This is a genomic window from Ciceribacter sp. L1K23 (assembly GCF_018122705.1).
Taxonomy (GTDB): Bacteria; Pseudomonadota; Alphaproteobacteria; order Rhizobiales; family Rhizobiaceae; genus Allorhizobium.
On the sequence record NZ_JAGRRC010000001.1, the window covers coordinates 1670378 to 1692112 of the forward strand.

The window sequence follows — 21735 nt, forward strand, 5'->3', positions numbered from 1 at the left end:
CGTCTGGCGTGAGTTTCGAGCGCCAGTCCTAATGATTTTGCACCGCGGCGCAATCCGGCCATCGGTCACTTTCGATTTCTAATCGTTACGCAATCGCAGCAATCAGCGTCCGGCCTTCTTCGCCGCCTTGATGGCGAGCGCGCGTTCGCGAACGGCGACCGCCCGGCCCGGCTTGACCTCCTGGCGGGCGCGGCCGAAGGCCAGCGCGTCATCCGGAACGTCCTCTGTGATAACGCTGCCTGAGGCCACATAGGCGCCGTCACCGATGGCAACAGGCGCGACGAGCGAGGAATTGGAGCCGATAAATGCGCCATGCCCGATCTTCGTCTTCGCCTTGTTCACGCCATCATAGTTGCAGGTGATCGTGCCGGCGCCGATATTGCTGTCAGCACCGATTTCGGCGTCGCCGATATAGGTCAGGTGGTTGACCTTGGCACCCTTGCCGATCTCAGCATTCTTCACTTCACAGTAATTGCCGACCTTGGCGCCTTCGGCGAGGTTCGCGCCGGGGCGAAGCCGCGCGAACGGTCCGACGGTGGCGCCTGATGACACGCGGGCGCCCTCGATATGGCAGAAGGCGTGGATGATGGCGCCGCTTTCAATCACGGCGCCGGGGCCGAAGACGACATTCGGTTCGATGACCGCATCGCGGCCGATGGCGGTGTCGTAGCTCAGAAAAACGGTTTCCGGCGCAACCATTGTGACGCCTTCCACCATAAGCTCGGTGCGGCGACGCTCCTGCCAAAGGCGCTCGACCATGGCGAGTTCGGCACGGTTGTTGCAGCCGGTAAGTTCGGCCTCCGGGGCGTCGACGGCCACGACCCGACCGCCATTGGCGCGGGCGATCTCGACGATGTCCGTCAGGTAGTATTCGCCCTTGGCGTTCTTGTTGCCGATCTGCAGCAGGTAATCGAGCGCCTTGCCGCCGTTGATGACCATCAGGCCGCTGTTGCACCAGGTAACGGCGCGTTCCGATTCGGTGGCGTCCTTCTCCTCCCGGATGGCGATCAGTTCGCCATCCTTGACCAGCAGGCGTCCGTAACCGGTCGGCTTGTCGGTATGGAAGCCGATGACCACGACATCGGCACCGGCCGCCAGCGCTTCGCGTGCGGCGAGGAAGGGCTGTTCGGTGATCAGCGGAACGTCGCCGTAAGTGACGAGCACATCGTCGTATCCCTTTTCGATCGCGGCGCGCGCCGCAAGCACAGCATGACCTGTGCCGAGCCGCTCCGCCTGCAGGAAGGGCGTCACCGATACACCTTCGACGCTGGCGGCCGCAGCCACCTTCTCCGCATCGCGGCCGACGACCAAGGCGACATCGGCGATGCCGGCGCTTGCCACCGCCGCTGTCACATGGGCAATCATCGGTCGGCCGGCCACGGGATGCAGCACCTTCGACATCGACGATTTCATGCGGGTGCTCTCGCCGGCGGCGAGAATGACGGCCAGACAACTGCGCTGCATGCTCTGCTCCAAGATGAACGGGCCCAATCGGGCCGAAGGACAGGGACTCCTAGCCGCGACCACGATTTGCCGCAAGCCCGGAAGAGCGCGCTCGCCGCGTTGACTCTATGGGTTATACGCTCTCGCCGCGGTGGGTGGCCTGCGCCCGCTGGCGGCCGACCTGGATCACCTTTTCCATCGTCATCCTGGCGGCAGCCGGATCACGAGCGCGAATCGCCTCGACGATCGCCAGGTGGGAGACGCGGACATCGTTTCCACGGCCTTTTTCGGGCGGCAGCGACGACATGCGGAAGGCCCCCATCAACGCCGCCTTGATCAATCCGCCGAGCGTACGCATGAAAGGGTTCCTGGAGGCTGCGGCAAGAGCCAGATGAAAGCGCAGATCAGCGAAAGCAAGCGTTTCGACACTGTGGCCCTCGTCTCCGAGAGACTCTGCCAAACGGTCGAGTTCGTCGATCTCGTCTTGGGTCGCGCGCTCGGCAGCGAGCGCAGCGGCTGCCGGCTCGAAGGCCAGACGGATGTCATAGAGATGCAGCAGGAATTCCTCGCTGACGCCGACATCGAAGTGCCAGGTCAGGATATCGGCGTCGAACAGGTTCCAGAACGCCTTGTCGGTCACGCGCGTGCCGATCCGCGCCTTGGGCACGACTAGCCCCTTGGCCGTCAGCGTCTTCATCGCTTCGCGGAGCACCGTGCGCGATACCTGGAAACGCTGGGCAAGCTCCACATCGCCGGGCAGCAGGCCTCCGACGGCGAATTCGCCGGACACGATCGCGCGTCCCAGCGCATTCACCACCTGTCCGTGGCTGTTACGCGATAACTGTATCGCGGACCCCACTCCTGCCAATGCATTCTGCAAAAGACACTCCCTTTCCGCCCCTCATCGACCCCGCCCCTGCGAAGCAGCCAGGATCGCCTTCTGCAGCAAAATAAACGCAAACAGAAGAAGGCCAATTAGGATTTTAGTCCACCAACTGGAGAGCGAACCATCAAAGGTGATGTAGGTCTGGATCAGACCCTGGATCAGGATCCCGATGAAGGTGCCCACGACATAGCCGGAGCCGCCCGTCAGAAGCGTACCGCCGATCACCACCGCGGCGATCGCATCAAGCTCCACTCCAACTGCCGACAGCGGGTATCCTGCGGACGTGTAAAGCGAAAAGACGATTCCCGACAGGCCGGCAAGGAAACCGGACAGCGCGTAGATGCTGATCGTGGTGCGCGCCACCGGCACACCCATCAGGCGCGCAGTCTGCACGCCGCCGCCGAGGGCATACACATTGGCGCCGAAGCGGGTGCGGTGCGCGACGATGGCCCCGACGATGAAAACGAGGATCATCAGGCCGCCGATGAGCGTCAATCGTCCTCCGCCGGGCAGCTTGTAGAAGGTCCGCCGCAGCATGCTGTAGAACTCGTGATCGACGGGAATGCTGTCGATCGACAGGACGAACGCCATGCCTCGGGCCAGGAACATGCCTGCCAGCGTCACGATGAAGGCGGGCATGTCGAGATAGTGGATGACCGCGCCCATGGCTGCACCGAAGAGCGTCGTAATCACCAGCAACAGCACAAAGGCGGTGATGGGGTGAACGCCGGTATCCCGCAGCATCACGGCCAGGAACACACCTGCAAATCCGATGACGGCACCCACTGACAGGTCGATCCCTCCGGACAGGATGACGAAGGTCATCCCGACCGCGACGATGCCGAGAAACGCGTTGTCCGTCAGCAGGTTCGAAAGCACACGCAGCGACAGCATCGCCGGAAACTGGAATGCGCAGATGGCGTAAGCGACAATGAAGATCAGGATCGTCGCGAGCAGCGGCAGGTGACGGGCATTCATTTCGGCTGCTCCTGGGACTTTCTTCTTGCCGCGAGCCAGAAGCCCGACAGCCCGTGCAGCGACGGCGACTGGACGATCAGGATGACCACGATGATTGCGGCCTTGATGATCAGGTTGAACTCAGGCGGGAAACCGGACAGCAGGATGCCGGTGTTGATCGCCTGGATGATCATCGCGCCCAGCAACGAGCCGGCGATCGAAAAGCGACCGCCGAGCAGCGAGTTGCCGCCGACCACGACCGCGAGGATGGCATCGAGCTCGAGCCAGAGGCCGGCATTGTTGGCATCCGCGCCCTTGATGTCGGCGGCGACAATGATGCCCGCGATCGATGCGGCCAAGCCGCTGATCAGGTAGACGCTGATGAGAAGTGCCGGCGCGCCGACGCCTGCAAGTACGGCGGCGCGCTTGTTGATGCCGACCGCTTCGACGAGCAAGCCGAGGGCACTGCGGCGGACGACGAGCCCCACAATTGCAGCGAAGGCAAGCCAGATGATCACCGGCATAGGGATGTAACCGACAGCACCACTACCGATGAACTCAAATCCGGGATTGGTGAAGGTGAGGATCGTGCCCTCTGTAATGAGCTGGGCGATACCCCTGCCCGCGACCATGAGAACGAGAGTGGCGATGATGGGCTGGATGCCGAGGACGGCGACAAGCACGCCGTTCCAGACCCCGCACAGCAGCCCCGTCGCCAGCGCCGCAAGCAGCGCGACGGCAAGCGGCTGGCCTGAGGCAACCATGGCAGCGGCGACAGCGCCGCTGATCGCGATGACAGCGCCGACGGAGAGGTCGATACCCTTGGTGGCGATCACCAGCGTCATGCCGACCGCGAGAAGCGCCACCGGCGCCCCGCGGTTGAGGACGTCGATCAGGCTTCCGTAGAGCCGGCCGTTCTGAACGCCGATGTCGAAGAAACTCGGAAAGGCGAGGAAATTCAAAGCCAGAATGATCACCAGCGCGATGATCTGCGGCGCCAGACGGCGCACGGAATATGGCAGGGCTGCGATCACGGCGTCGCCTCCTCGGTGTGAAGCGACGCGATCGCGTCGACGATCGATGCCGTCGTCATCTGCTCTCCGACCAGTTCCGCGACATGCTTACGATCGCGAACGACGATGATGCGCGAGCTGTAGGCCAGAAGCTCCTCGAGTTCGGAGGAGATGACGAGCAACGACATGCCGTCGTCACACAGCTTCTCGATCAACCGGATGATTTCCGCGTGAGCACCGACGTCGATGCCGCGGGTCGGCTCGTCGAGGATCAGGAAGCCGGGATTGGTCGCAAGCCAACGTCCCAGAATAACCTTCTGCTGGTTGCCGCCCGATAGCTCGCGGATCGGTTTTTCGCGATCCGTCGTCCGCACGTCGAGCGCCGCGATATAGCGGTCGGCCATCTCGATCTGCTCAGCGAGTCGGATGGGGCGCCACCAACCACGACGGGCCTGCTGCGCAAGCGCGATGTTTTCGCGGATCGACAGGTCACCGACGATGCCGTCGAGCTTGCGATCCTCCGGGCAGAAACCGAAGCCGTTCAGAATGGCGTCGCGAGGCGAGCGCAGGTTGACGGTTTTTCCATCGACCGCGGCCTGCCCACTGTCGGCGGGCGTTACACCGAACAGGGTTTCCGCGGTCTCGGTGCGGCCGGAGCCCAGCAGGCCGGCCATGCCGACCACCTCTCCGCCCCGCACATCAAGATCGAAGGGTTCGATCTTGCCCCGCCGGCCGTAGCCAGAAAAGCGGAAGCGCACCGGCTGGTCGACAGCCGACTTGTTGTGATGCTGGCTCTCTGCGGATTCCAGATCGCGGCCCAGCATCATGGAAATCAGGTTACGGCGGTCGAGCGTGGCTGTGTCCGCGGAGCCGACGAGGCAGCCGTTCCGCAAGACCGTGACACGGTCCGTCACATCGAAAACCTGCCCCAGAAAGTGGGTGATGAAAACGATGCCGAGGCCCCGCGCCTTCAAATCGCGCATGACATTGAACAGCATCTCGACTTCGCGGTTGTCGAGGCTCGCCGTCGGCTCGTCGAGGATCAGCACCTTGCCCGAAAGGTCCACGGCGCGCGCGATCGCGATGATCTGCTGTATCGCGACCGAATAGCGGGAAAGCTCGGCACCGACGTCGATGTCGAGGCCGTAGCCGGACAGGAGGTCGCGCGCGGCGGCGTTCATGCGCCGGTTATCGACGAGACCAAAGCGGCGTGGCTGGCGGCCGAGAAAGAGGTTTTCCGCAACGGACAGGTTTTCGAGGAGATTGACCTCCTGGTAGACGGTCCCAATGCCCAGCACCTGGGCCTCGTGCGTGTCGCGCGGATCGATCGACTGACCGTCAAGCCTGATGTCGCCATCATCGCGGCGATAGGCGCCGGTCAGGCACTTCACAAGGGTGGATTTGCCGGCGCCGTTTTCGCCGAGAAGCGCGTGGATTTCGCCCCGTTTCAACGTGAAATCGACATTGTCGAGCGCCTTGGCGCCCGGGAAATTCTTACAGATACCCGTCGCCGCCAGAATGGCTGTGTCGTGAGAGGTCATGCCCGGTTCCGATGACATAAAGAGACTGGGAACCGGCGGGATCTTCCGCCGGTTCCCCGTGTTCGAACGGACGCTTACGCCCGCACGATCTCGGTTCGGATCAGTAGCCGAGGCCCTTCTTCTCTTCGTAGACCTTCTGCGGATCGTCGGCCTGTGTGTAGAGCTTGGATTCGGTCTGGATCCACTTCGGAGGCATGGTGCCGTCCTTCTTGTAGGCCTCCAGGGCGTCGAAGGCCGGGCCTGCCATGTTTGGCGTCAATTCGACCGTCGCATTCGCTTCACCAGCGGCCATGGCGAGGAAGATATCCGGAACGGCGTCGATCGACACGACGAGGATGTCGGTGCCGGGCTTCAGACCGGCTTCCTTGATCGCCTGGATGGCGCCGACGGCCATGTCGTCATTGTGGGCATAGAGGGCGCAGATGTTCTTGCCGCCGTCTTCGGCCTTCAGGAAGCTTTCCATGACTTCCTTGCCCTTGGTGCGGGTGAAGTCGCCGGTCTGGCTGCGGATGATCTTGAGATTATCCTTGCCGGCAATCGCTTCCTCGAAGCCCTTCTTGCGGTCGATCGCGGGAGAGGAGCCTGTCGTGCCCTGCAGCTCGACAATGTTGCACTGCTTGTCGGCGACGGTCTTCACCAGCCACTCGCCGGCAACCTTGCCTTCGTGGACGAGATCGGAGGTAACGGCGGTCATGTAGAGATCTTCCGGCGCATCGACCGTACGGTCGAGCAGAATAACGGGGATGTCGGCATCCTTGGCTTCTTCCAGGACTTCGTCCCAGCCGGTTGCAACGACAGGAGCAACCAGGATCGCATCAACGCCCTGGGCGATGAACGAGCGAAGCGCCTTGATCTGGTTTTCCTGCTTCTGCTGGGCGTCGGCGAACTTCAGGTCGATGCCGCGGGCTTCGGCCTGCTGCTTGGTGAGCGTGGTCTCGGCGGCGCGCCAGCCGGATTCCGAACCGATCTGCGAAAAGCCGACGGTCATGTCAGCCGCTACGGCCGGAGCGAACATAAGGCCAGCAAGAACCGTGGCGCTGGCAAGCGCTTGAAACAATTTCATGATTTACCTCCCAAACGTCGTCTCCATACGACGTGCGATTTTTTAAATCATATAGTATTACTTTTGTAAATCGGCTTTTTTTCGCCTTCCGAGAAAAAAGAAGGGGCGCCGAAGCGCCCCTCCCCAATCGTACGCCTCTAAAAGCCTCACTTCGGCAACTGGTCGTCGACACCCTCGACGTAGAAATTCATGCCAAGAAGCGTGCCATCGTCGGCCTTCTCCCCGGCGGCAAGCCATGCCGTGCCGTCCTGCTTGTTGATCGGACCGGTGAACGGATGCAGTTCACCCGACTTGATCTTGGCTTCGGTTTCCTCGGCCATCGCCTTAACGTCGTCAGGCATGTTGGTGTAGGGCGCCATCGCAAGGATGCCGTCCTTGAGGCCGTCCCAGGTGGATTCGCCACCCTTCCAGGTGCCGTCGATGACGGCCTGGATCTTCTTGACGTAATACGGGCCCCAGGTGTCCATGATGGCCGTCAGCTGGGCGTTCGGGCCAGCCTGGATCTGGTCGAATGCCTGACCGAAGGCCTTGATGCCGCGCTCTTCGGCGATCTGCATCGGCGCGGCCGAGTCGGTGTGCTGCGTCAGGATGTCGACGCCCTGGTCGACGAGCGCCTTGGCTGCATCGGCTTCCTTGCCGGCGTCATGCCAGGTGTTGACCCAGATGACCTTCATCTTGAAATCCGGGTTGACCGACTTGGCGCCCTGTTCGAAGGCGTTGATGCCCATGACCACTTCCGGGATCGGGAACGAGGCGATGTAGCCGGCAACGCCGGTCTTCGACATCGTGGCGGCGATCTGGCCGATGATGTAGCGGCCTTCATAGAAGCGCGAGTTGTAGGTCGTGACGTTGTCGGCGGTCTTGTAGCCGGTCGCGTGCTCGAATTTCACATCGGGGAACTTCTTCGCGACGTTCAGCGTGGGATCCATATAGCCGAACGAGGTGGTGAAGATGATCGCGCAGCCGGAACGGGCAAGACGCTCGATGGCGCGCTCTGCGTCCGGACCTTCCGGAACGTTTTCGACGTACTGGGTTTCGACCTTGTCGCCCATCTTCTCTTCGACGTACTGGCGTCCGACGTCATGCGCCTGTGTCCAGCCGCCATCCGTCTTCGGACCGATATAGACGAAGCAGGCCTTCGTCTTTTCCTGCGCCATGGCCGGAACGGCCATGGTCGAGGCGGCGAGTGCCGCCGCAAGGCCAAGGATGATTTTCTTCATGATAGGTTCCTCTCTTCAAACCTGTTTATCGGATTTTGTTATTCCCCGGCCTCAACGGTCCGGCACGAAGGGCCGCCCGAGCGCCGCCGGGGTATTCACCAGCATCAACCGCCTGTTTCTCGACATCACCACGAGAACGACCACCGTCGCAAGATATGGCAGCGATGACAGGAACTGCGACGGGATACCGAGACCGATCGCCTGCGCATGCAACTGGCCGATCGTCACACCGCCGAACAGGTAGGCGCCGACGGCAACACGGGCCGGTCGCCAGGAAGCAAAGACGACGAGCGCAAGCGCGATCCAGCCACGGCCAGCCGTCATGTTCTCCACCCATTGCGGCGTGTAGACCAGCGACAAGTGGGCCCCGGCGAGACCGGCGCAGGCTCCGCCGAACAGGACCGCGAGGTAGCGATAGCGGATGACGCCGATGCCAAGCGCATGCGCCGAGGCCGGATTGTCGCCGATCGAGCGAAGCGTCAGGCCGGTTCGTGTCCGGAACAAAAACCAGCCCGTACCGAGCACAAGGGCGACGGAGGCGTAGAAGATCGGGTCCTGGCCGAACACCAACCGCCCCACAAGCGGCAGTTCGCTGAGGCCGGGGATGAACAGGCTCGGCAATTTCTGTCCTGCCTGGCCGACGAAGCTTTCCCCGATCATGCCTGAGAGCCCGAGCCCGAGCAGGGTGAGCGACAGACCCGTCGCTACCTGATTGGCCGCGATCGTCAGGGTCAGGACGGCAAACAGCATGGAGAACAGCGCCCCGGCGGCAATCCCGCAAAGGACACCGATCCAGGGCGAGCCGCTGAGGCTGGCGCCGGCGAAGCCGCAGACTGCACCCATCACCATCATGCCCTCGACACCGAGATTGAGGACGCCCGACCGCTCCACGACCATCTCGCCGATGGCCGCGATGAGAAGCGGCGTCGCTGCGGTGGCGATGGTCAGGAGGATGCTTTCGATCATGCCCATGATCATGCCTCCCCTGCGGCGGCGGACCGTCCGACCAGCCGGATGCGGTAATAGGCCAGCGAGTCACAGGCCAGGACGAAGAACAGCAACATGCCCTGGAAGACGCGCACGACCTTGTCCGACACATTAAGTGAGATCTGAGCCGCTTCGCCGCCGAGATAGGTCAGACCAAGGACCAGACCGGCTACGATCACGCCGAGCGGATTCAACCGCCCGAGAAAGGCGACGATGATTGCGGTGAACCCGTAGCCCGGCGAAATTTCGGGCTGCAGCTTGCCGATGATGCCGCTGACCTCCGAGATGCCGGCGAGACCTGCAAGGGCGCCCGACAGCAGCATCGAGAACCAGATCATGCCGCGGCGGGAGAAGCCGGCAAATCGCGCGGCGCGTTCCGACTGGCCGATGACGTTGACCTGAAAGCCGCGCAAGGTGAAGCGGAGCATGAACCAGACCGCAAAGGCCGCGACGATCGCGAAGACAATACCGAGATGGGCGCGACCGGAGGACAATATCTCCGGAAGGATGGCCTCCGGCACGAACGACCGTGTCACCGGGAAATTGTAGCCACCGGGATCCCGCCACGGGCCGCGCACCAGCCAGTCGAGGAAGAGCTCGGCGACATAGACTAGCATCAGGCTCGTGAGGATCTCGTTGGTATTGGTCTGCGCCTTGAGAAACGCCGGGATGGCGGCATAGAGCGCTCCGCCGATCATTCCCATGACAAGCATCAGCGGCAGCAGAAGCGGCGATTGCCAGTCGTAGAACACGATCGGGAGGATCGAGCCGAAGATGGCACCGAAGATCAGCTGGCCCTCGGCGCCGATGTTCCAGTTGTTCGAGCGGTAGCAGACCGAGAGGCCGACACCGATCAGGATGAGCGGCGATGCTTTCACGGCGAGCTCGTGCAGCGACCACACTTCCGTCAGCGGCTCGATGAAGATTATATAGAGCGCCTGGATCGGGTCCTTGCCGAGAAGAGCGAACATCAGGGCGCCGAACACGAGCGTCAGCAGAAGCGCGACGAACGGCGACAGCAGCGACCAGCGGCGCGAGGGTGCTGCGCGTTTTTCGAGTTCAATGCGCATGGGCAGTCTCCCCCGCCACGGGCTCCAGCCCGTGAAGGCCGCCCATCAGCAGCCCGATCTTCTCGCGGGTCATATCCTTTGCCGGATAGGCTGACGAAAGCCGGCCCTCGCTGATAACGGCGATCTCGGTCGCGACCTCGAAAATCTCGTCGAGATCCTGACTGATCACGAGCACGGCGGAACCGGATCTTGCGAGATCGACGAGCGCCTGACGAATGCGGCTCGCCGCACCGGCGTCGACACCCCAGGTCGGCTGGTTGACCACGAGCACGGCAGGGCGCCGATCGAGTTCTCGGCCGACGATGAATTTCTGCAGGTTACCGCCTGAGAGCGACCCGGCCGGTGGGTCTTCTCCGCTTTTGCGGACATCCATGGCTTCCGAAATCCGCCGGGCGGCGGCCTTGACCGCATCGTTGCGGATGATTCCCAGAACACCACCACCGACAAAGGCCCGGCGGTCGGATGCGTTGCGCGCCAGCACAAGATTGTCCGAGAGTGTGAGCGCCGAGACGGCAGCGTGGCCATGCCGTTCCTCGGGCACAAAACCGGCTCCCATCAGCCGCCGGCGGTTGATACCGCTGCGCCCCATGGGCTTGCCACGAATGACGACTGATGCATCCGACGCCACCGGATACTCGCCCGACAATGCGTCGAAGAGTTCGCCCTGCCCGTTTCCGGCAACACCGGCGATGGCAAGCACCTCGCCGGCGCGGACCTTCAGGCTCACATGTTTCAGCGACACGGCGAACGGCGTACGCGGTGCGACATCAAGGGAGACGGCTTCGAGCAGCACGTCGCCCCTGGCGCTCGTACCCTCGGCCGTTACGTGCGGCACTTCCGCGCCGACCATCATGCGGGCGAGCGAGGCGGGTGTCTCCTGCCGGGGGTCGCAGGCGCCGGTCACCTTGCCGTGGCGAAGAACGGTCGCGCGGTCGCAGATGCGCTGGACCTCCTCGAGGCGGTGACTGATGTAGAGCACCGAGCGCCCCTCGGCCTTCAGCTTGTCGAGCGTCTCGAACAGCCGGTCCGCCTCCTGCGGGGTCAGCACCGAGGTCGGCTCGTCGAGGATAATCAATTGCGGGTTCTGAAGCAGCGCCCTGACGATCTCGATGCGTTGACGCTCACCGACGGACAGGTCCGCGACATGGGCGGACGGGTCGAGAGGAAGTCCATAGGTCCGGGACAGTTCGGCCGCCTTCTGCGCGATGGTGTCAAGGGGAACCTTGCTGTCGAGCGACAAGGCGATGTTCTCCGCGACCGTCAATGACTCGAAGAGCGAAAAGTGCTGGAAAACCATGCCGATGCCGAGACGACGCGCCGCAGCGGGCGAACCGATCGCAACCGCCCGGCCCTGCCATTCAACGCTGCCGGAGCTCGGCGCCAGAACGCCAAAAAGCATCTTCACCAAAGTGGATTTTCCAGCGCCATTCTCGCCGAGAAGCGCATGGATTTCACCCGGCGCGATGCTCAGGTCGATCCCGTCGCAGGCCGCGAATGTCCCGAAAAGCTTCGTCAGTTTGCGAACCGACAATAGAGCGGCCGGTTCCGGCTGAGGCGAAAGCGACACAAATCCCCCTATCGTACCGGGTATGTTTCATTCATCCCGGGCATGCTGTTGTTCCCCGCCGCGCCCCCGTGTGATGCCGGACACGCAACAAGCGACTATTGATAACCGGTTTGTTGCTTTGCACAACTGGTGCCGCATGATTTTTCGTGGATCGCGCCCGCCGGAGAGGCACCTTCACCCTCGACGCCCTAGTGCCGGAAAGGCCTGGAGTATCCCGCCAATGACATAGAGATAGATGCCGGTCGCGATGAAAGGATACACGACCCAGGCAGGCGTCTCGAAATGCAGGAGCAAGGCATAACCACCGAGCGCGCACCACAGCAGAAACACCGCCATGTTGAGGCCACGAAGCCGCTTCACCCGCACCGGGTGGAGGAAGAAGATCGGCAGGAAGGTCAACACGACCGAGACGGAGACGACGATCATCGCGGTCAAGGCCGAGGCGTCGATCACAAACAGGGTGAAGACGATCATGTTCCAGACCACGGGAAAGCCCGAGAAAAAGTACTCGTCGGTCTTCATGCCCATGTCGGCGTAGTAGATGGCGCTGGACACGACGATCATGCCTGCCGCGACGAAGGACCAGGGCTCGCCGATCATGCCGCTCTGATAGAGGGCGAAGGCCGGCAGAAGGACATAGGTGACATAGTCGATGATGTTGTCCAGCGTGTCGCCGGACCAGTTCGGTAGAACTTCCTTGACCCGCACCTTGCGGGCGATCGGCCCATCGATGCCATCGACGAGAAGCGCAAGTCCCAGCCACCAGAACATGTCGACGAAGCGGTGTTCGGCAGCCGCGACGACACCGAGAAAGGCCAGGAACGAGCCGGATGCCGTCAGGATATGTACGGAGAACGCACGCATCTCCGCGTAAGGCACCCGTCTGTAGTTGAAGATTTTCATGCCGTTTCGGCCCCTTGTCTCTTCGGTGTGGCGATATTCGACGAATCCGACCGTTTTGCAATGTCGAAACGACACCGGTTCGGCTTTGCCCACGGAAAGGGGGCAGAGGGGTGCGCCAAAGCATCCCATGGATTTCCGTTTCAAATCGCCCTAGATGTGACGAGATCAGACGAGGATCGGGTTCATGGACAGGTTCGACATCACCGTCATCGGCGCCGGGCTGGCCGGCAATATCGCTGCGATCGCGCTTGCACGCGGCGGCCGCAAGGTCGCGCTCGTCGCGCCCAAATCCGACACGAACGACCGCCGTACGACGGCGTTGATGGAGCAGTCGATCCGTTATATCGACCGTCTCGGCCTGTGGGAGGCGATCCGGCCTTCCGCGGCGCGGCTCTCAACGATGCAGATCATCGACGGCACGAAGCGGCTGCTGCGCGCCCCGCCGGTTGCGTTCCGCAGCTCCGAAATCAATCTCGAGGCCTTCGGCTACAACATTCCGAACGCCGCCCTTCTGGCGGTTCTGGATGAGGCTGTTGCTGGCGAGACAAATATCGCCGTGTTTCCGTCAAACGCGGCCGCAGTGGAGGTCCGAGATGATGTCGTGGCGGTGACGCTTGCCGACGGCACGTCGATCGCTGCGGATTTCGTTGTCGGCGCGGATGGCCGGCGATCAAGGACACGCGAAAGCGCCGGGGTCGGCATCCATACCTGGTCCTATCCGCAAACGGCTGTGGTGCTGAATTTCGGCCACAGCCTTCCCCACCGGAATGTCTCGACCGAATTCCACACCGACCACGGCCCATGTACGCAGGTGCCGCTACCAGGCGACCGCTCGAGCCTCGTCTGGGTCGTCGAACCTGCTGAAGCGGAACGCCTGGTTTCGCTTCCGCTCGACCAGTTGAGCCGTCTTGTCGAGGAGCGGCTGGCCTCGCTGCTCGGCAAGGTTTGCGTCGAGGATGGCGTTCAATCATGGCCGCTCTCCGGATTGACGGCGAAGCGCTACGGCAAGGGGCGTGCCGCCTTCATCGGCGAAGCCGCGCACGCCTTCCCGCCGATCGGCGCACAGGGGCTGAACCTGTCGCTCCGTGACGTGATGGCGCTCGAAGACCTGCTTTGCCGTTCAGAGAAGCCGATCGATGCCTATGCGGGCGATGCGTTCGACCGCAAGCGGCGCGCCGATGTGTGGAGCCGCACGGCGAGCGTCGATCTTTTGAACCGGTCGCTGCTCAGCCCGTTCCTGCCCGTGCAGATGGTGAGGGCCGCCGGGCTCCACGTGCTGGCGAGCATTCCGCCCCTTCGTCATCTGGTCATGCAGGAAGGTGTTGCTCCTGGATTCGGTCTTTCGGGCATTCCCTCACGCCTGCGGGAAAAGATCCGCCGGTAGCAGGCCGTTGGTGATCGCATAGAGAAGGGCAGAGACCGTCAGAACCGACAGGACGGTGGTGATCAGGATGGTCGCAGACGCCCTCTCCTGCCACACGCCGTATTGCTGACCAATGACGAAAACGTTGGTTGCCGTCGGCAGCGAGGCCAGAAGGACGGCGGTGTACACCCACAGCGGCTCGAAATCTCCCGCCAAGCTCAGGACGACGTAGGCCAGCACAGGATGCAGGAGAAGCTTGATCGGCACGATGTAGCCGATTTCCGGCGGCACGCGCTTCAGCGGCCGCAGTGCCAGCGTGACGCCCATGGCGAACAGAGCGCAGGGCGCCGCAGCCTGGGCGAGGTAGTCAATGAGGCGTTGCACCGCCGTCGGCGGTTCAAACGCGATTGCCGCGGCGGCTATGCCAATCACGGTCGCGATGATGAACGGATGATAGGCGATTCGCTTGACCACATCGATCGCGACCCGGCCCCGAGGGCGATCATCCCCACCGGCTACGGCCATCATCGCCGGTGCGACCATGAAATGCACGGCGTTTTCGAAACAGAAGATCAGCGCCACCGGCACGGCTGCCTTTTCGCCGAACGCCAGAAGCGCAAGGCCAGGCCCCATGTAGCCGATGTTGCCGTAGGCACCCGCCAGGGCCTGTATCGTGCAGTCGGCGATCGAGTTGCGGCGGATGAACCAGCCGATGGCGAAGACCACAGCGAAGATCGCATACGTGGCCAGCAGCGATGCGACGATGAAGTCGATCCGCGTCAGTTCGTGGATCGGCGTACGCGAGACCAGTTTGAAGAACAGCGCCGGCAGCGAGATGTAGACGATGAAGAAATTCAGCCAGCCGAGCGCCTCTGCCGGCTGATGGGCGAGCTTGCAGGCGACGTAGCCGATGAGGATCAGTCCGAAGAAGGGCAGGACGAGCCCGATGATTTCCGCCATCTCGCCTCACTCACGGCAAACCGGCCGGTCATCCCGCCGATCATGAAAGGTATATCTCTGGCTTGCCGCGTCAGGCGTGCGGGATCAAGGCCGGATGCGAGCAAAACGGTTCTCTCCAGTCAAGAGAGTGGCCACGTGCGACGCCGCTCAACCGATCCGACTGAGAACCGGGAAAGTCTGCTGGAACCAGATCGCAAGATCGGTAACGAAACCGAACATGAAGGCAAGTCCGGTCAACACCAGAAGGCCGCCCATCACCTTTTCGACGGTGCCTAAATGTTTGCGGAAGCGGGAGAGGAAGCGCATGAAGGCGCCGGAAAACGCCGCCGCTATCCAAAAGGGCACGGCGAGCCCCAGCGAATAGATCGCGAGCAAGAGCGCGCCATCCGATACGGTGTCGCGGGCGGCCGCCACAGCGAGAATGGCACCGAGAACCGGCCCGATGCACGGCGTCCAGCCGAAGGCGAACGCGAGCCCCATGACATAGGCGCCGGACAGGGTCGCCGGCTTGCCACCGCCCTGGAACCGTGCCTCTGACGACAGCAGTCCGATCCGGAAGACGCCAAGAAAATTCAGCCCCATGACGATGATGATCAGGCCGCCGATCTTCGCCAGAACGTCTAGATGCTGGCGCAGAAGCATGCCGATCGACGACGCCCCTGCCCCAAGCGCCACGAAGACGGTCGCAAATCCCAATGTGAAAAAGAGCGCCGAGAGCATGACCGCGCGCCGGGCCGCCGGTGCCGCCTCGCCACCATTGCGGAACTGCTCCACCGAGATGCCCGCCATGTAGCAGAGGTACGGAGGAACCAGCGGAAGAACGCACGGAGACAGGAACGACAGGGCTCCTGCCAGCAAGGCGCTCCAGAACGAGATATCGGCGATGGACACAAGGCGGCTCCGCAAAAACGGCCCTTCCTACCCCCGCCACCCCTCACTTGCCAATCACCTTTGTGTTCGCTGCGACAATCGTGCCGACAAGCCGCGCCGGCGGGCAATTTTTCGGGTTGACCGCACGGGGTCACCTGAATATGTTCCGCGCACTTCCGGCGACCCCCTGCGGTCGCACATGGGAGAGCGTAGCTCAGCCGGTAGAGCAACTGACTTTTAATCAGTAGGTCCAGGGTTCGAATCCCTGCGCTCTCACCATTTGACGATTTGTCCATACCGAAGACATAGGTAACATCGTGTACCTAAGACATGGGTGACAACCTCGTGCCGAACGGGTTGTCGATGGTTTGCAAAGTCCTCTGCTCCAGACCGAAATCTCTCTCCACGGCATCAACACCTCCCGCCAAAAGGCAAAAAGTGTTACCCATGTCTTCGGTACAAAACGTCACCTATCTCTCAGGTCGGACAATTCTCCGGCAGCCAAAATCCAAACGACAGGTGTCATGAGGTGTCCGTGCGCCTGCGACCCCGCGCGCTTCCGGCCTGGATCATTCTGAGGGGCGCGCGCCGCCGACTTAAATTAGCAGAAATTCAAATATTAACCAAAACTATACTCTCTCAACAAGCTAAATATAGTTCGATCTAAACATCGATTTTATGCTTATTTAACCATCCCGGTGCATTTTTGTAAATCGAACGGTATGGTTAATGGCTCGCTAGCCTCGCCCTGCATGACGCTTCTCTCCGTTCCCCGGCAAAGGCCGGAATGTGCCCCATTTGTACTTTGTTTCTTGGTGCTGCGAGTATGTCTAGCGTTATTACGAATATTGGAGCCATGGCCGCGCTCAAAACCCTTCGCGCCATTTCCAGCGATCTTGAAGAGAGCCAGGCACGACTTTCGGCCGGCATGCGTGTCGGAACCGCGAGCGACAACGCCGCCTACTGGTCCATCGCCACTACCATGCGCTCGGACAATATGGGGCTGTCGACGGTCTCCGACGCGCTCGGCCTGGGCGCAGCCAAGGTCGACACCGCCTACACCGGCATGGAATCGGCCGTCGAGGTCGTGAAGGAAATCAAGGCCAAGCTCATTGCCGCGACGGAAGACGGCGTCGACCGGGACAAGATCCAGGAGGAACTTTCACAGCTTCAGGACCAGCTCCTCTCCATCGCCCAGTCTGCCTCCTTTAACGGTGAAAACTGGCTGCAGGCCGACATCACGGCGGCAGGTGGAACGGACACGAAGAGCGTCGTCGGTTCACTGGTGCGGGACGACAGCGGCGTGCGTGTCCAGCGGGTGAACTACGAGTTGTCATCCAGTACCGTCCTGTTCGACACCGGCGGCGACATCGGCATTCTCGATGCCCAGCACGCGATCGAGGGCTCAACGGTGACCTTGCAGGTCAATGTCGATGGCGTCGTTTCAGCCTACACTGTCGACGCTTTCACGACCGACGACGTGATTGGTATAGCTGGCGGAGCATTTGACGGCGACTATGCCAATGCCGGAGGCAATGACTATGTGAAGATTGCCGAGGATACCTGGGTCAGGGCCGTCGATCAAAGCGGCGTCACGAACCAGGAAGTCGCCTACGAAGATGGCACCGGCGCACTCTGGGCTGTCGATCTGACCCCTCCGGCCGGCGCAATCACGGCTTCGGTGGTCGGCCTCACGATCAACAATTCGACCACAGCCGCACAGTTCGACGGACTGGTGCAGATGGTCGACGACGCGCTGATGCTGATGACAAGTGCTGCGGCCCACCTCGGCTCCGTCGGCATGCGAATCGATCTTCAGATCGACTTCATCGACGAGCTGTCGGATTCGATCGACCGCGGTATCGGCCTTCTCGTCGATGCCGATATGAACGAGGAATCGACCCGCCTGAAAGCACTGCAGACCCAGCAGCAGCTGGCCATCCAGTCGCTTTCGATAGCCAACTCCTCGCCGGAGGTCCTCCTGCAGCTTTATCGTTGAGCGAATTGAGAGCTGGACGTTAGCTGGGAACGGTCATGGCCACAGAGCGCCGCTCCCGGAGTCGCATGTGTGCCTGGCCAGTTCCTGGGATGGTCAGTACGATGGCGTCAGTCGGCTGCAGGCCTTGCCACGCCGTCGTCGCTGTCGCGCGCGTCGACTGGCATGTCCTGCTCTGCCTTTTCCATCAAATGGCCGAGATCAATCTCTCCCCAGAGCGACGTTTGCTTTCTCTTAAGGCTGGCAGCGCGCGAGCCCTTGATCTCTATCGTGAAGTTTCTGCCGGAATTTCGCATCTTGGTCTCCGATACCGTCATGAATCGTCCCATGCGGCAAATGCCGGGGAAGCCGCGCAACGTCCTGTTGCTTGGTCTCTGTTCGATTGACGGATTGTCGGCTTAACGCGCCGGCCTGCCGCCTGTTCCGAACGACTGCCTCGAAACTGTTCTGCTGGAATTGCGCGAGGCTTGCGCCAGAGCCGAGCGGCAACATTACGACAATTTCACTACTCCCCATCACATCCATGTGAAATTGTCGGCCGAATCCTAGGCGTTCAGGATCGGCGGCCGGCGGCGAACTTGATTCTCGTCAAAGGCGTTTGGCGTGATCCGGGCCATAAGAACTGTAACGACATTCCACCGACGGACGAGAGCATGACGGGCGACATGACACCGAAATCCACGAACCAGGGCGGCGCCTCCCCCGACCTCGCGACGCTTCTGGCGTCGGCGCGTAGCGGGAGCGGGAGGCGCCGCTGGCTGTGGCGAAGCGTCGTGTTGGGGCTGGTGATCGTAGCCGTTGCCGGATACCTGCTGCTGGCGGGGGGCGAAGCAACCTACAGCTACACGACCGTGCCGGCCCGCAAGGGTGACCTCACGGTGCTGGTGACGGCGACGGGCTCGATCGAGCCGACGGTCAGCGTCGATGTCTCCAGCGAGCAGTCGGGTACGCTCCGCGAAGTCTTCGTCGATTACAACAGCCCGGTAAAGAAGGGTGAGATCGTTGCCCGGCTGGATACGGCGAAGCTTGAGGCGGACGTCAAGAGCGCGGAAGCGAAGCTGCTGGCGGCGAAGGCCGCCGTCTCCAAGTCCGTCGCCGACATGAATTCGGCACGGATCACGCTCGACCGTCTGACGAGCCTCGTCAACAGCCGGGTGTCCAGCCAGCAGGATCTCGACGCGGCGCGCTATTCCTACGACGCGACAATCGCCACCAAGGAAAGCGCCGAGGCGGACGTGCTTTCGGCGGAGGCCGCGCTGCAGCAGGCTGAACTCAACCTGTCGAAGGCGACGATCATCTCGCCCATCGATGGGATCGTTCTGTCGCGCGACGTCGATCCGGGAGCGACGGTCGCGGCGTCGCTAGAAGCGCCGGTTCTCTTCACCATCGCCGGCGATCTCAAGGAGATGGAGCTTCAGGTGGCGATCGACGAAGCCGATGTCGGCCAGGTGGCCGTGGGACAGAAGGCGACCTTCACCGTGGACGCCTTTCCGGACGAACGGTTTCCGGCGGAAATCACCAGCGTGCGCTATGCCTCGGAGACGACGAACGATGTCGTGACCTATAAGGGTATCCTGTCGGTCGACAATGATGCGCTAAAGCTGCGGCAGGGCATGACCGCAACGGCCGACATTGTCGTGCAGTCCATCAAGGAAGGCCTGCTCGTTCCCAACGCCGCCCTCCGTTATAGCCCGGCAGCGAGCGCTGTAACGCCGGAAAGTGACAGCAGCGGTGGCGGCGTCTTCAGCATCTTCCGGCCGCCGCGCATGGGTCCGCTCACCGCGCCCGAGCCGGCGGGCAACGAGCGGACCGTCTGGCTGCTCAAGGCGGGGGTCCCGGTTGCAGTCAATATCGAGATCGGCGCCAGCGATGGGCAGAACACCGTCGTCACCAAAGGCGACATCGCCGAGGGGCACGAACTGATCACCGATGAAGCCGCCGGGAACGAATAAGAGGATGACCGCTACCCTCGAAAAGCCGCTGATCGCGTTCCGAGACATCACCAAGGTCTACGGCCGTGGCGAGGCGACGATCAGGGCCCTTGATGGCGTTGACCTGACGATCGGCCATGGCGAGTTCGTGGCGATCATGGGGCCATCGGGCTCCGGCAAATCCACGGCCATGAACATCCTCGGCTGCCTCGACGTGCAGACCTCAGGCGAATACTTCTTTGAAGGCATTCCCACATCGGGGCTGGACCAGGCGCAGCGGACCATACTCAGGCGCCACATGCTCGGCTTCGTCTTCCAGGGCTTCAACCTGCTGGCCCGCACCTCGGCGATCGAGAATGTCGAATTGCCGCTGATCTACCGCGGCATGGAGGCGGCGGAACGCCGCGGGCGATCGCGCATCGCGCTGCAGCAGGTGGGGCTTGCCGGACGCGAGGGGCACACGACGCAGGAGCTTTCGGGTGGCCAGCAGCAGCGCGTGGCGATCGCGCGTGCAATCGTCACCAGCCCAAGGGTCCTGCTCGCAGACGAGCCGACCGGCAACCTTGATACGAAGACCAGCCGGGAGATCATGGAACTGATCAGCGGTCTCAACCGGGACCACGGGATCACCGTGATCATGGTGACGCACGAGGACGACATCGCCGCCTATGCACGCCGGGTGATCCGGTTCCTCGACGGCCGCATCCAGTCTGACGAGACGAACGGAGTTCGCGCCGATGTTTCTTGAGACCATCAAGCTCGCCTTCCGGGCGATCAGCCGCAACATGCTCCGGTCCTTCCTGACGGTGCTCGGCGTGGTGATCGGAGTGGCGGCCGTCATCGCCATGGTCACGATCGGCAATGGCACGACGGCGCAGGTGACGGCGGAGATCTCGAAGCTTGGCACAAACCTGCTCTTCGTCCGCCCCGGTCAATTCGGCCCCGGCCGGGCCAGTACCGACGCCCGAAAATTCACGATTCGCGATGTCGAGGCGGTCCGCGACCAGATCGGCGGTCTCAGGGCCGCGGCTGGCATGAACCAGTCGACGGCGGTCGCGATCTTCGGCAGCGCCAACCGGTCAACGACCGTGATCGGCACGATCTCCGACTATCTCGTCGCGCAGGACTGGCTCCTCTCCAGCGGCCGAAGCTTCACTGCGTCCGAGGAACGGGGCGGACAGGCTGTCTGCATCATGGGCGAGACGCTGAGACGCGAACTGTTCGGCTCCACACCAGCGGTCGGGCAAAAAATCCGGGTCGGCGGACTGTCGTGCGAGGTGATCGGCATTCTTGCCGAGAAGGGTCAGAGCGGGATGGGCAGCGATCAGGACGATGTCGTCATCATGCCGCTCCGGATCTTTCAGCGCCGCATAGGCGGAACAACTGACGTTTCTGCGATGATCCTGTCGGCGCGGGATGGGGTGTCGACGTCGAAGGTGCAGGGCGATGTCGAGCGCCTGTTGCGGGAGCGGCGGAAAATCGTCGCCGGCCGCAGCGACGACTTCACCGTCAACGACATGACGCAGATGGCCTCGACGTTGACCGGCACGACGACAATGATGACCGGCCTGTTGGGCGCGGTCGCTGCCGTCAGCCTGCTGGTCGGTGGCATCGGGATCATGAACATCATGCTGGTTTCGGTCACGGAACGGACACGGGAAATCGGCATCCGCCTGGCGATCGGCGCACTTGAACGGCAGGTGCTGATGCAGTTCCTGGTCGAGGCAGTGACGCTTTCGATCTTCGGTGGCATCGTCGGGATCCTACTTGGACTGGGCCTTGCCTATACCGCCGTCAGCTTGATGGGCGTGCCGTTCGTGGCAAGCCCGTCGATCATTGCCCTTGCCTTCGCGTTTTCAGCCGCGATCGGCATGGTCTTCGGCTTCTTCCCGGCTCGCCGTGCCGCCCAACTCAACCCGATCGAGGCTCTGCGTCACGAGTGATAGCGCCGCTGATATATCAGGA

The 21735-nt window shown here is 62.3% G+C and carries 19 protein-coding genes and 1 tRNA gene; 6 read left to right on the forward strand and 14 right to left on the reverse strand.

The features are described 5' to 3' along the window. Positions 1-102 precede the first annotated feature (102 nt). The 11 genes from glmU to pcsA form a co-directional block, all read right to left on the reverse strand. A complete protein-coding gene (gene glmU / locus J5J10_RS07805; protein WP_211929467.1) occupies positions 103-1464 on the reverse strand; it encodes a bifunctional UDP-N-acetylglucosamine diphosphorylase/glucosamine-1-phosphate N-acetyltransferase GlmU in 1362 nt (453 codons plus the stop codon). A gap of 112 nt (positions 1465-1576) precedes the next feature. Continuing rightward, the gene (locus J5J10_RS07810) at positions 1577-2257 is read right to left on the reverse strand and encodes a FadR/GntR family transcriptional regulator (protein WP_349252050.1); all 681 of its coding nucleotides are present in this window, start codon (positions 2255-2257) and stop codon (positions 1577-1579) included. Between the two features lie 87 nt (positions 2258-2344). Continuing rightward, a complete protein-coding gene (yjfF, locus tag J5J10_RS07815; RefSeq protein ID WP_211929469.1) occupies positions 2345-3307 on the reverse strand; it encodes a galactofuranose ABC transporter, permease protein YjfF in 963 nt (320 codons plus the stop codon). Further along, entirely contained in the window at positions 3304-4320 is a 1017-nt protein-coding gene (locus J5J10_RS07820; RefSeq protein ID WP_211929470.1) for an ABC transporter permease, read from the reverse strand. Before J5J10_RS07820 ends, yjfF begins: the two co-directional genes overlap by 4 nt. Next, positions 4317-5840 carry a galactofuranose ABC transporter, ATP-binding protein YtfR gene (gene ytfR / locus J5J10_RS07825; protein ID WP_211929471.1) on the reverse strand — a complete coding sequence of 508 codons (1524 nt, stop codon included), beginning with the start codon at positions 5838-5840 and terminating at the stop codon, positions 4317-4319. The genes J5J10_RS07820 and ytfR overlap by 4 nt, the downstream gene beginning before the upstream one ends. 100 nt (positions 5841-5940) lie before the next feature. Further along, positions 5941-6903, reverse strand: a complete 963-nt coding sequence (gene ytfQ, locus J5J10_RS07830; protein ID WP_208550272.1) for a galactofuranose ABC transporter, galactofuranose-binding protein YtfQ — start codon at positions 6901-6903, stop codon at positions 5941-5943. A 146-nt stretch (positions 6904-7049) separates the two neighbouring features. Beyond that, positions 7050-8123: a BMP family ABC transporter substrate-binding protein gene (locus tag J5J10_RS07835; protein ID WP_211929472.1), complete on the reverse strand. Its 1074-nt coding sequence runs from the start codon at positions 8121-8123 to the stop codon at positions 7050-7052. 51 nt (positions 8124-8174) lie between these two features. After that, on the reverse strand, positions 8175-9095 hold the full coding sequence (locus tag J5J10_RS07840; protein WP_208550269.1) for an ABC transporter permease: 921 nt from the start codon (positions 9093-9095) through the stop codon (positions 8175-8177). A 2-nt stretch (positions 9096-9097) separates the two neighbouring features. Further along, the gene (locus J5J10_RS07845) at positions 9098-10180 is read right to left on the reverse strand and encodes an ABC transporter permease (protein WP_211929473.1); all 1083 of its coding nucleotides are present in this window, start codon (positions 10178-10180) and stop codon (positions 9098-9100) included. Next, positions 10170-11747 (reverse strand): ABC transporter ATP-binding protein, encoded by a 1578-nt coding sequence (locus J5J10_RS07850; RefSeq protein WP_211929474.1) that lies wholly within the window; start codon positions 11745-11747, stop codon positions 10170-10172. Before J5J10_RS07850 ends, J5J10_RS07845 begins: the two co-directional genes overlap by 11 nt. 174 nt (positions 11748-11921) lie before the next feature. Then, positions 11922-12650, reverse strand: coding sequence for a phosphatidylcholine synthase (gene pcsA, locus J5J10_RS07855; RefSeq protein WP_208550257.1), 729 nt, complete (start codon positions 12648-12650; stop codon positions 11922-11924). A gap of 184 nt (positions 12651-12834) precedes the next feature. On the opposite strand from pcsA, the gene J5J10_RS07860 reads away from it, so the two are divergent. Further along, a complete protein-coding gene (locus J5J10_RS07860) occupies positions 12835-14034 on the forward strand; it encodes a UbiH/UbiF family hydroxylase (protein WP_211929475.1) in 1200 nt (399 codons plus the stop codon). On the opposite strand, the gene J5J10_RS07865 is transcribed toward J5J10_RS07860, so the two are convergent. Then, positions 14005-14973 (reverse strand): AEC family transporter, encoded by a 969-nt coding sequence (locus J5J10_RS07865; protein ID WP_211929476.1) that lies wholly within the window; start codon positions 14971-14973, stop codon positions 14005-14007. The genes J5J10_RS07860 and J5J10_RS07865 overlap by 30 nt on opposite strands. Positions 14974-15120: 147 nt before the next feature. Then, positions 15121-15864: a cytochrome c biogenesis CcdA family protein gene (locus tag J5J10_RS07870; RefSeq protein WP_211929477.1), complete on the reverse strand. Its 744-nt coding sequence runs from the start codon at positions 15862-15864 to the stop codon at positions 15121-15123. Between the two features lie 182 nt (positions 15865-16046). Here J5J10_RS07870 and J5J10_RS07875 point away from each other — a divergent pair. After that, positions 16047-16122 (forward strand) — tRNA-Lys (locus J5J10_RS07875). A 547-nt stretch (positions 16123-16669) separates the two neighbouring features. Next, the gene (locus tag J5J10_RS07880) at positions 16670-17842 is read left to right on the forward strand and encodes a flagellin (RefSeq protein WP_211929478.1); all 1173 of its coding nucleotides are present in this window, start codon (positions 16670-16672) and stop codon (positions 17840-17842) included. A gap of 107 nt (positions 17843-17949) precedes the next feature. Here the strand turns inward: J5J10_RS07880 and J5J10_RS07885 are convergent, their stop codons facing one another. Beyond that, positions 17950-18156 carry a hypothetical protein gene (locus tag J5J10_RS07885; RefSeq protein ID WP_211929479.1) on the reverse strand — a complete coding sequence of 69 codons (207 nt, stop codon included), beginning with the start codon at positions 18154-18156 and terminating at the stop codon, positions 17950-17952. Positions 18157-18492: 336 nt separating this feature from the next. Between J5J10_RS07885 and J5J10_RS07890 the strand changes: the two genes are divergently transcribed. Genes J5J10_RS07890 through J5J10_RS07900 form a run of 3 tightly spaced genes read left to right on the forward strand, consistent with a single transcriptional unit; the run spans position 18493 to position 21713 of the window. Continuing rightward, positions 18493-19791 (forward strand): efflux RND transporter periplasmic adaptor subunit, encoded by a 1299-nt coding sequence (locus tag J5J10_RS07890; RefSeq protein ID WP_211929480.1) that lies wholly within the window; start codon positions 18493-18495, stop codon positions 19789-19791. Between the two features lie 4 nt (positions 19792-19795). Then, a complete protein-coding gene (locus J5J10_RS07895) occupies positions 19796-20518 on the forward strand; it encodes an ABC transporter ATP-binding protein (protein WP_211929481.1) in 723 nt (240 codons plus the stop codon). After that, positions 20508-21713: an ABC transporter permease gene (locus J5J10_RS07900; protein WP_211929482.1), complete on the forward strand. Its 1206-nt coding sequence runs from the start codon at positions 20508-20510 to the stop codon at positions 21711-21713. The genes J5J10_RS07895 and J5J10_RS07900 overlap by 11 nt, the downstream gene beginning before the upstream one ends. The last annotated feature ends 22 nt before the right edge of the window (positions 21714-21735 follow it).

Excerpts from the sequence above, each read along its gene's own strand:
- glmU (WP_211929467.1), bottom strand. The coding sequence starts at position 1,464 with ATGCAGCGCAGTTGTCTGGCCGTCATTCTCGCCGCCGGCGAGAGCACC.
- yjfF (WP_211929469.1), bottom strand. The coding sequence starts at position 3,307 with ATGAATGCCCGTCACCTGCCGCTGCTCGCGACGATCCTGATCTTCATT.
- ytfR (WP_211929471.1), bottom strand. The coding sequence starts at position 5,840 with ATGACCTCTCACGACACAGCCATTCTGGCGGCGACGGGTATCTGTAAG.
- ytfQ (WP_208550272.1), bottom strand. The coding sequence starts at position 6,903 with ATGAAATTGTTTCAAGCGCTTGCCAGCGCCACGGTTCTTGCTGGCCTT.
- J5J10_RS07835 (WP_211929472.1), bottom strand. The coding sequence starts at position 8,123 with ATGAAGAAAATCATCCTTGGCCTTGCGGCGGCACTCGCCGCCTCGACC.
- J5J10_RS07840 (WP_208550269.1), bottom strand. The coding sequence starts at position 9,095 with ATGGGCATGATCGAAAGCATCCTCCTGACCATCGCCACCGCAGCGACG.
- J5J10_RS07845 (WP_211929473.1), bottom strand. The coding sequence starts at position 10,180 with ATGCGCATTGAACTCGAAAAACGCGCAGCACCCTCGCGCCGCTGGTCG.
- pcsA (WP_208550257.1), bottom strand. The coding sequence starts at position 12,650 with ATGAAAATCTTCAACTACAGACGGGTGCCTTACGCGGAGATGCGTGCG.
- J5J10_RS07860 (WP_211929475.1), top strand. The coding sequence starts at position 12,835 with ATGGACAGGTTCGACATCACCGTCATCGGCGCCGGGCTGGCCGGCAAT.
- J5J10_RS07865 (WP_211929476.1), bottom strand. The coding sequence starts at position 14,973 with ATGGCGGAAATCATCGGGCTCGTCCTGCCCTTCTTCGGACTGATCCTC.
- J5J10_RS07880 (WP_211929478.1), top strand. The coding sequence starts at position 16,670 with ATGTCTAGCGTTATTACGAATATTGGAGCCATGGCCGCGCTCAAAACC.
- J5J10_RS07885 (WP_211929479.1), bottom strand. The coding sequence starts at position 18,156 with ATGACGGTATCGGAGACCAAGATGCGAAATTCCGGCAGAAACTTCACG.
- J5J10_RS07890 (WP_211929480.1), top strand. The coding sequence starts at position 18,493 with ATGACGGGCGACATGACACCGAAATCCACGAACCAGGGCGGCGCCTCC.
- J5J10_RS07895 (WP_211929481.1), top strand. The coding sequence starts at position 19,796 with ATGACCGCTACCCTCGAAAAGCCGCTGATCGCGTTCCGAGACATCACC.
- J5J10_RS07900 (WP_211929482.1), top strand. The coding sequence starts at position 20,508 with ATGTTTCTTGAGACCATCAAGCTCGCCTTCCGGGCGATCAGCCGCAAC.